The organism is uncultured Parabacteroides sp., from assembly GCF_902493135.1.
GTDB lineage: Bacteria > Bacteroidota > Bacteroidia > Bacteroidales > Tannerellaceae > Parabacteroides.
Genome location: NZ_CABUOD010000046.1, coordinates 23,134 through 31,764 on the forward strand (window position 1 = coordinate 23,134; position 8,631 = coordinate 31,764).

Below are 8,631 nucleotides of genomic sequence, written 5' to 3' on the forward strand. Positions count from 1 at the left end.
ATATAAACCATTAGCAGTTTTATCTGGTTCTTACTCCTCTTTTTTCCTGAACTGAACAGGCGATACTCCGAACTTCGCCTTAAAGCATCGGCTGAAATAGACAGTCGAGGCAAATCCTAACCGGTCCGATATTTCGTTCACCAACAAATCCGGCCGTTCCCGTAACAAGGTTGCCGCACGGTTGATGCGTTGGTTTTGTATAAATTCGCTGGGAGTCATTCCGGTCAGGTTCTTGACTTTTGTAAAGAACGAACTACGCCCCATGTTCAGTTCGCGGGCAAGCGCATTGATATCAAAGTCAGGTTCTCCCATCCGCTGATCGACGATCTCCACAATCCGGTTCAAAAGCTGCTGGTCCAATGAGGTCGTAGCCAGCAACTGCACATCAAAGTCAACCTGTTTTGTCAACCGGGACTTCAACAACAAACGATTCCGGATCAGATTATTGCAGCGCATCAACAATACTTTTGCATGGAAAGGCTTGCTGATATAATCATCCGCTCCCTGTTGAAGCCCTTCAATATTATACTCGACAGAATCGAGAGCCGTCAGCAAGACGACCGGAATATGGCACAAATCGATATTATTCTTGATTTTCATGCACATCTCCATGCCACTCATCAAGGGCATCATGACATCGCTGACAACCAGATCCGGCTTTTCCTCATTCGCCTTCCGCAATCCTTCTTCCCCATTCCCGGCTAATATAACCTGATAGAAAGGGGCAAAAAGCGTATTTAATATCTGTAGCAGCTCTTCATTGTCCTCCACAATCAGAACTTTATAAGCGCCGGCTTTCAAACCCGGAAAAGCTTTATCCATTTCTTCATATTCTTCGGGGGAAATGGAATCCGCCAAAGATTCTTCCTTAATCATCGGTTCGTCCGGGCTTTCCAGAAGAATCGCATTCTTGTCATTTTCAAAATGGACCTTTCCCTTCAATAGCGTGACTGTAAATATCGTTCCATAACCGACCTGGCTCTGGACCGCGATATCCCCATGATGAAGATGAATGATATTCTTGCTTAAAGCCAGTCCCAGCCCCGTACCGGGGTTGGCCCCCGCTACCTGTTTCCCGTTTTCGGCCTGATAGAAGCGGTCAAAGATATGCGAGACGTCATCTGCCGAAAGCCCGATACCCGTATCGATCACTTTCATACGGACCTCATTTTCATCCGAGGATACATGCAATTCAACCGTACCTCCCGGCTTCGTATATTTGAAAGCGTTTGACAAAAGATTATAAAACACTTTCTGCAACTGATTGGAATCAAACCATAACAACAGATTCTCCTCTGCATGATGAAAATCAAATGTAATGGATTGCTGTGCCGCCAGTTCGCAATAAGAAAGATAAATATCTTTCAGAAATGGAATCAGGTTCTGTTCGCAAACATGCAATGAGACATAATTCTGCTCTAACTTCCTGAATTCCAACAATTCGGAAATCATATTCCGCATCCGGTTGGCATTCTTGCTGATCTTAATAATCCGGTTATACAAGGTCGGAGGAAGGGAAGAACTCTGAAAAAGCATATCTATCTGGCTGATAATAAGCGTCAGCGGCGTCCGGAACTCATGGCTGATATTGGTAAAAAAGCGTAGTTTCGCCTGGTTCAACTCCTCGTTACGCTCTTTCTCTTCCCGTTCCTTTTCAAGGGACAGCGCCAGTTTGCGCCGGGCATTCAGAATCCGTACAGTCAGATAAGTGATCGTAAAAACAGTCAGGACATACAGTGTCCACGCCCAACCCGTTTTATACCAGGGTTGGGCGATCTGGATATCCAGAGAAATTTCACGGCGGTTCATCAAGTGTTGGGACAGATTCTTTTCACGGACCAGCAATGTATATTTGCCGGGATCCAGGTTCGTATAATAAATGCTGGAAGAAGAGGTGGAAACCCAATCATCGTCAAAACCGACCAACCGGTATTGGTATTCATTATTCTTTTGGATATCGATATAATTGGTGGTAGCGAAGTTTATAATCAGATTGTTTTGCTTGTAGTTCAACCGGATCGATTTGCTGAAAGGAAAAGCCTCCTCCAGTATGCCTCCCGAAGCGATTCCCGGATAGATTCTCTTATTATGGATATACAACTCTGAAAAATATAAGGAGTAATTCTTTTCCGTCTTATCGAGATCCTCCCGGTAAAAAGAGGTCAGTCCGTCATTTCCTCCGACAAAAAGTTCATTATTCCGGCACACCAGAATGCCGCAGCCATCCGCAATGGATGTGATCGGCAAGTTCGCACCCAACGTCGCAAACCGGGTACTTCCGCTGAAAGGATTCAGGAAAGTGACTCCCTTGTCACTGGTCACCAGCAATTCTTCCGAATTGGTCTCTGCGACATTATAACAATAATTGCTCAACAGATGTCCGCTTTCCTGCGAATAATGGACAAAGGAATCGGTCTGTCCGTCATACCGGTACAGGCCGCCTCCCAAAACCACGAAATAGATATCCCCGTCACGGGTAGTCATGATCCGTTTCGGTTCGAACCGGATTCCATAACCGGGCAGAGCATAATGTTTCTGATTGTCCGGACGGGCCAGCTCTATCCTGTATAAGGAAGTCCCGATCAGAATCCATAGATTCTCTTCCCTGTCGATCGTAAAGCTCTGGGCATTCCTGCATATCCATTGGAACCGGTCCGTATCGAGATCCATCACAAAGGTTCCGTTCATCGCGCTTACATACAACTTATCGTTATGAATCATCGTGTGGAAAATGATGCCGTCCGGCTTTATGTCTCCTTCCCTGTAATCGTCCAGGTAGTTATGAAAAATACCGGTCTTTATATCGTAACGGGTAAGTCCTCCGTGATGCGTGCCGATATACAAGCGGTTCCGTTTCCCGTCATACGCGATGCACTTCAGGTTATTCTGCAATACGGAATTGCGATGGCCGGCAGTGAAGTACTTAAAGGTTCGTGTCTTGCGATCCATGAAGTTCAATCCGCCTCCTTCGGTACAAATCCAGATGTTGCCATCGTTATCTTCCGCCAGATTCCCGACGAACGAATAATTCAGGCATTCCTTTCGCAAAGGGTTATCCGTATAATGGGCGAATATTTCCCTTTCGGCATTAAAATAGTTCACACCTCCATAATAGGTACCGACCCATATCGTTTCCTGCGCATCTATTATAAACAGAGAAAACGGAAGAGTGCGACAGGCTACCCGGCAAATGATCCTGTTGATATACCGTAAACCGGTCCGTGTAGGGGTTATATTTATGCAGTCCCATAAAAGTGCCGAACCAGATATTTCCAAACCGGTCTTCGGCAAAGCTCCGTATTTGGCTGTTCTCGATATGGAAAGGTGCGGGATTGCTCTCCGAATACCAGGTGATCCGCTCGTCTTGCGTGATCCTGTACAAGCCGCCGGTACGGCAACCGGCCCATATCTCGCCCGTAGAGCTTTCAAATAAGCGGTAAAACTCAGGTCCGTCAATCAGACAACGGACTTTTTTATCTTCCCCGATCACATACAAGCCTTCATACGTCCCGATCCAGATCTTCTTCTCCGAAATCAGCAGGCCGGATATGCCGGGGGTGTTTGTCTTCACATAAAGTTGCAGGCTATCCCCTTTTTCGTCATACCGGCAGACCCTATCTTCATAGCCCGTCCATATGTCACCATTTGCCGAAGTAACCGTTTTCGCCTTACAACCGCCGACGACATAAAATTTCTCTTCCCGGATATCATACCTTACCAACGAATCGCACGTCCTGAAGAAAATATCCCCTTGCCTGTTTCCGGTGAGATGATCGCATTCATGTCCGAGCAAAACATTTATGGAACTTTCCGGGTCCAGGTTCTCCCAGCCTTTATACACCCGCATCCGTTCCCCGTCATAGATGCTGACACCTTCACGCGTACCGAACCACATGCGTCCCAGACGGTCCTGATAAATCGACATAACAGAGACCTGCGACAAACCGTCGCTCATACCAAGATGTTTAAAATAAACAGGATAGACCACTTGGTGTATGAATACAAAACACAACAACAATAGCAGCTTTTTCATATCAGTTCCCTCCACTCCTCATCAGTCAACTGTTGCAGCGGACCGAAAACGGGATGATTATTAATCGTTACTATTAACCGGCGACCTTCAGACATATCTTTTCCTTCAATCTTACAAAGATAGAGGGCTTTTGCCGATCCGACAAAAGATCCACCCGGAATTTTCTTCCTTACGCCTTTACCCTTATTGTCATATTCCCCCAAAAGCCGTTAGTCCAAATCGAAACTACTACCGCATCTATTTCGGTTTTCTACCCCATATAATCCGAATTACATGCAAGGGTAATATTTTTTAACAAACAAGCAATTTAAGTAAACATCTATCAATGAAGAGATTTATTCGATATTGCCATTTCAGAAGGGTTATTGTCATTTTTCATTGATATTCAAAAGATATTGCATTACTTTGCATATCTTTATAGCGGAGAATAATATTACGACAGTTTTATGCCTATGAAAAATATACTCTTGTTCATCTTCTTATTCCTTTTCCTTCTCTCTTGCAGAGAAAATCAGGCAGTCTCGGAACAGATGGATCGGGCGGAAACGCTGTTGACATCAAATCCGGATAGCGCATACGCCATATTGGAGAATATCGAACTGCCGGACAAACTGAACGAACGGCAGTTCGCCCGTTGGTGCATGCTGTTTTGCCGAGCGGCGGATAAGCTGTATAAGGATATGCTTTACACCGAACAACTCAACCGTGCCTTAGACTGGTATAAAAGCCACGGGACGGCAGAGCAACAAGCTTGGATCGGCCTCTACTTAGGACGTTCGTATGTGGAAGACAAACTTTTCATCCCGGCAACAAAGGTATATTCGGAAGCGTTGGATTTGGCAAAAGAGAAACATTCATATAATGTGGCAGGATATATTTGCAGCTATATGGCAGACTTGTACACTTACACCGGGCAGCGTTCCGAAGAACGGCGGAAATATGAAGAAGCTACCGAGTACTTCAAAAAAGCAAATAATATGAGAAGTTATGCGTTCGCTCTGCGCGATATCGGCATAACGTGGGTATTCGACGATTCTTTGTTTCTTGCACTTGACCTGATGCTGCAAGCGGATTCGATCGTTACAAGGATGAATGATTCCATAGGAATAGCATCAATTGCAAACGGATTAGGAAATATTTATGACCACTTGGATCAAATAGACAAGGCAAAGTCCTGTTTTTTCAGGAGTCTGGCTTATGACACGATAGATAATGCTCCTACTTATCTCTCTTTAAGTACACTGTTTTATAATTATGACCGGTTAGATTCCGCTCGTTATTACGCAAAAATGGCAAATCGTCCGACCTATAATCCATACACACTATCCGACCATTTATACCTAAGCTACCTGATCGAAAAAGAAGCAGACAATATCTCGGAAGCATTCCAGTATCTTGAACAATGTTACGAGGCAAAAGATAGTTTGTATGACCAACAGAAGCAGGTCGATATCATCGATGCTGAAAAACGGCATAATTCACTGACTGTCATTCGACAAAATCAAAAGTTATACTCCATCATCCGCTCATTAATCGGATTTATCTTTATAGCCGGCTTAACCGGTGTTTCGTTTTATCTGTATAAAGACCGGAAAAGATTAGACAAAATCAACAAGCAACAGTTACTGCTGGACGAAAAAGAGCTATTATTGTCCAAACTGGAAAATGAAATCAAGCAAAAAGAGATATCTACAACCAGAACAGATAGAGAAGAATACATACAAATCCGCAAAAAGTTGTTCCAAACCCAAAAAGAAGTTTTTTTGCTGAAATATGAGAAATTACAACATTCAACCCATTTCTTGAAACTGAAAGAGCACTTGAACAGCAAAGAAAAATATGGACAAATGCTTTCCGAACAAGACTGGGAGAACTTGAAAGAACAAATTGACTCTATATGTCCGAACTGGCAGGCTGCCGTACAAGAGTGTGCACTCCTAAAAAAAGCCGAAATAGAAACCTGCTGTCTTAGCTTCCTGAATATCAGTATAAAATCGGAAGCCATACTTTTAGGGATCAATCCCGATTCAGCCAATAAGCGCAGGCTCAGAACTCGCCAAGCATTAAAACTGACCAATTCAAAAACGGGTATTTGTGAGTTTATTATCCAAAAAATATCGGAGAATACAGCGGTTTAGCCTTCATGTTCTTATTCTATATTTTATTGATAAATAATACATTACAAATAATGTCCATATAAATCGGTCCTTATCCATATCTCTTCTGACCATTTTTTGCCTTTTCCAAAACAAACCTGCACCTTTGTCGAAAATTCAAAAACAAAAAGAGATGGATACAATTAAGAAATTGGGGAGTCTGATGTTGATTTTGACAATTTCACTTCCTTGCTTTGCAAAAAAGAAAGTTGAATTCAAAGGGAATTTTAACAAACGGGTTAAAACATCCACTTCCGAACTCCCCATCCGCGGATGGCTTGAAGACAACAACAAAGACTTGTTGTTGGAGTTCTCCTATAATTTAGGAACAGTTCAAGTGACTGTGACAAATTCAATGGGAGAAGTAGTGTATAACCAATCTGTAGTGACGAAACCTTCGGTTGGCATTTCTTTGGATGAGGAAATAGAGGAAGGTTCTACAGTCTCTATTACAGACGGGAAAAATTTAGTTTATGGTGAAATCTAATTTAACATCAATATTACAATGAAGAAAATTTTATTTAGTGCAGCAGTCTGTTCGTTATTTATGATCTCATGTAACAATGAGATGGAAAGTGATCTTTCTAATGTAGAAGGCAAGATAACAACAAAAGCATTTGTAGATGATGCGGACTTTCAAATCGTGAATTATAATGGAGAAGATTGTTTTCAATTCAAAAATGATTCCGTATATAACGAGACAATTTCCAAATTGGCAGAAATGTCAAATGAAGAAATAGAAGCTTTTTTCTCCGGATTTAATTTTATCAGCCAACAAAAATTGATGGAAGAGGCAGATAAAGAACAAGAAGCAATTGTCGACGCATACGAAAAAGATCCAAGTCAGCCTTGGCCTTATCAGCAAATAGCAGAGTTTAAACAGAAATATAATGATGTATTCATATTTAACCCCTACGACTCTACAGACTTTATTGCCAATTATAAAGTAAAAAATACCATCTATCGAAAATTAGCAAATAAAAAAGGTCTATTTCTAGTTGGAGATAGTGTTGCAAAATGTCCTATGTATACATTAGAAGAATTCTTTGGCTCACCAATAGTGACGTACAAAGAAAATACAGCAACAACCGAAGCAAACAGTACAAATGAAGCAGAAAGCAAATATCAAATATCTGGAGGTGATTATGTAAAAATAAGAGCTCAATGGCATTTTTTACCAACATCAATTTCAGGTACAAATTATATCTACAACGAAATTGATTATCTCAGTCAAAAGAAAAAAGTTTTGTGGAAAAAACACCATGCTACAATTATACTCACTTATGAAATAAAAAACTCAAGTAGTCCTTTTGAAGCTTATTATAACGTTGGATTTAAAATTCAAACAGGAGGTCGTCTTGATACAGAAGTTTATGATAAAAGAAACGATATGAGAGTTGGACGTTTCACAGAACTTGCGAAACCTTCAGCATCAGTAGCAGTTGGACCTTTTACAAGGTTTTTATTTGATGGAAAAATGTCAATCTGGTCAAATGAAATTCCCGAAGAAAATAAAGGCACATCAAAATTAAGTTATAATAAAAATTGGTAAATATGTCATGAAAAAGATTTTATTTTTATTTTTACTTGTTTCAACCACCGTGTTCGCTCAAACCGAGCACGGTTTGTTGATCGGTGGCGGTGTCGGTTTCCCGATGCAGGACAGTCGTAAATCAGATTGGAACACATCCAATCTTGGTTATAACCATGATTTGAAAGGCAATGGCATGGTCGGATACCGCGTCCGTTTCCTGCCTGAACATAAATCTTTTTTTGACTTGGATGCTACGATCGGATTCCAAGGAATGAGCACATACCAATATTCTCCTTTCTTTGAAGGAGACGGGGATGGAAATTATGGTACAAGTGAAAACGGTAAAAGCTTCAATGAATTTATCATGCCGATCCCCATTGCCGCCAGTTGGAATTATCGCCTCACCGACAAATTCCATTTCGGATTAAGTGCAGTTCCGACATTGTATGTACAACCGCAAACCGTATTCGACCTTTCCGTAATGGCCAAAGTCGGCTACCGGTTGAGCAAACATTGCGAATTAGGACTGTCCTATCAATATGGTTGCCTGAACACGCTGAAGCACTTCAACGACGGTCCGGCACTCGGACGCCGGGGGCATTTGTCCGATTTGATGTTATCGGTGTACATTCCGTTTGTTACCAAATAAAAGACAACAATAATCCGCCCTTTTTCCCACATCGGCAGAAAAAGCCCTCCTTTCCGTTTCGTCTTTTTGAAACGGGAAAAGGCTTTTTCTCCGGCACCCACCAGAAACGTTTGCCTGTTTGCCTCCGGATCGTCCGGGAAAACCACTGCATGCCTATGAAATTTGGAAGGGTCTTGTTCACTTTTGCTGTATGGTTACTTTTTGTGTATTTAATTAATAAAAGAGCACAGCTTAAAAAATAAAAGTCTATATTATAAGT

7 protein-coding genes are annotated in these 8,631 nt (G+C 41.9%); 4 read left to right on the forward strand and 3 right to left on the reverse strand.

Annotated features, from left to right (window positions below):
* Positions 1-30 precede the first annotated feature (30 nt).
* Positions 31-3,102: a hybrid sensor histidine kinase/response regulator transcription factor gene (locus RDN79_RS16245; protein WP_298550089.1), complete on the reverse strand. Its 3,072-nt coding sequence runs from the start codon at positions 3,100-3,102 to the stop codon at positions 31-33.
* A complete protein-coding gene (locus tag RDN79_RS16250) occupies positions 3,089-3,955 on the reverse strand; it encodes a two-component regulator propeller domain-containing protein (protein ID WP_298550091.1) in 867 nt (288 codons plus the stop codon). Before RDN79_RS16250 ends, RDN79_RS16245 begins: the two co-directional genes overlap by 14 nt.
* A gap of 530 nt (positions 3,956-4,485) precedes the next feature.
* Between RDN79_RS16250 and RDN79_RS16255 the strand changes: the two genes are divergently transcribed.
* The 4 genes from RDN79_RS16255 (at position 4,486) to RDN79_RS16270 (ending at position 8,372) form a co-directional block, all read left to right on the forward strand.
* Positions 4,486-6,171 carry a hypothetical protein gene (locus RDN79_RS16255; protein ID WP_298550094.1) on the forward strand — a complete coding sequence of 562 codons (1,686 nt, stop codon included), beginning with the start codon at positions 4,486-4,488 and terminating at the stop codon, positions 6,169-6,171.
* A 151-nt stretch (positions 6,172-6,322) separates the two neighbouring features.
* Positions 6,323-6,676, forward strand: coding sequence for a DUF3244 domain-containing protein (locus RDN79_RS16260; protein WP_298550096.1), 354 nt, complete (start codon positions 6,323-6,325; stop codon positions 6,674-6,676).
* A gap of 18 nt (positions 6,677-6,694) precedes the next feature.
* Positions 6,695-7,741, forward strand: coding sequence for a DUF4848 domain-containing protein (locus RDN79_RS16265; RefSeq protein ID WP_298550098.1), 1,047 nt, complete (start codon positions 6,695-6,697; stop codon positions 7,739-7,741).
* A 7-nt stretch (positions 7,742-7,748) separates the two neighbouring features.
* A complete protein-coding gene (locus tag RDN79_RS16270) occupies positions 7,749-8,372 on the forward strand; it encodes an outer membrane beta-barrel protein (protein WP_298550100.1) in 624 nt (207 codons plus the stop codon).
* Here the strand turns inward: RDN79_RS16270 and RDN79_RS16275 are convergent.
* Positions 8,362-8,631, reverse strand: a 270-nt coding sequence (locus RDN79_RS16275) for a hypothetical protein (protein WP_308573275.1), incomplete at its 5' end; no start/stop codon positions are given. The genes RDN79_RS16270 and RDN79_RS16275 overlap by 11 nt on opposite strands.

Excerpts from the sequence above, each read along its gene's own strand:
- RDN79_RS16250 (WP_298550091.1), bottom strand. The coding sequence starts at position 3,955 with ATGAGCGACGGTTTGTCGCAGGTCTCTGTTATGTCGATTTATCAGGAC.
- RDN79_RS16255 (WP_298550094.1), top strand. The coding sequence starts at position 4,486 with ATGAAAAATATACTCTTGTTCATCTTCTTATTCCTTTTCCTTCTCTCT.
- RDN79_RS16260 (WP_298550096.1), top strand. The coding sequence starts at position 6,323 with ATGGATACAATTAAGAAATTGGGGAGTCTGATGTTGATTTTGACAATT.
- RDN79_RS16265 (WP_298550098.1), top strand. The coding sequence starts at position 6,695 with ATGAAGAAAATTTTATTTAGTGCAGCAGTCTGTTCGTTATTTATGATC.
- RDN79_RS16270 (WP_298550100.1), top strand. The coding sequence starts at position 7,749 with ATGAAAAAGATTTTATTTTTATTTTTACTTGTTTCAACCACCGTGTTC.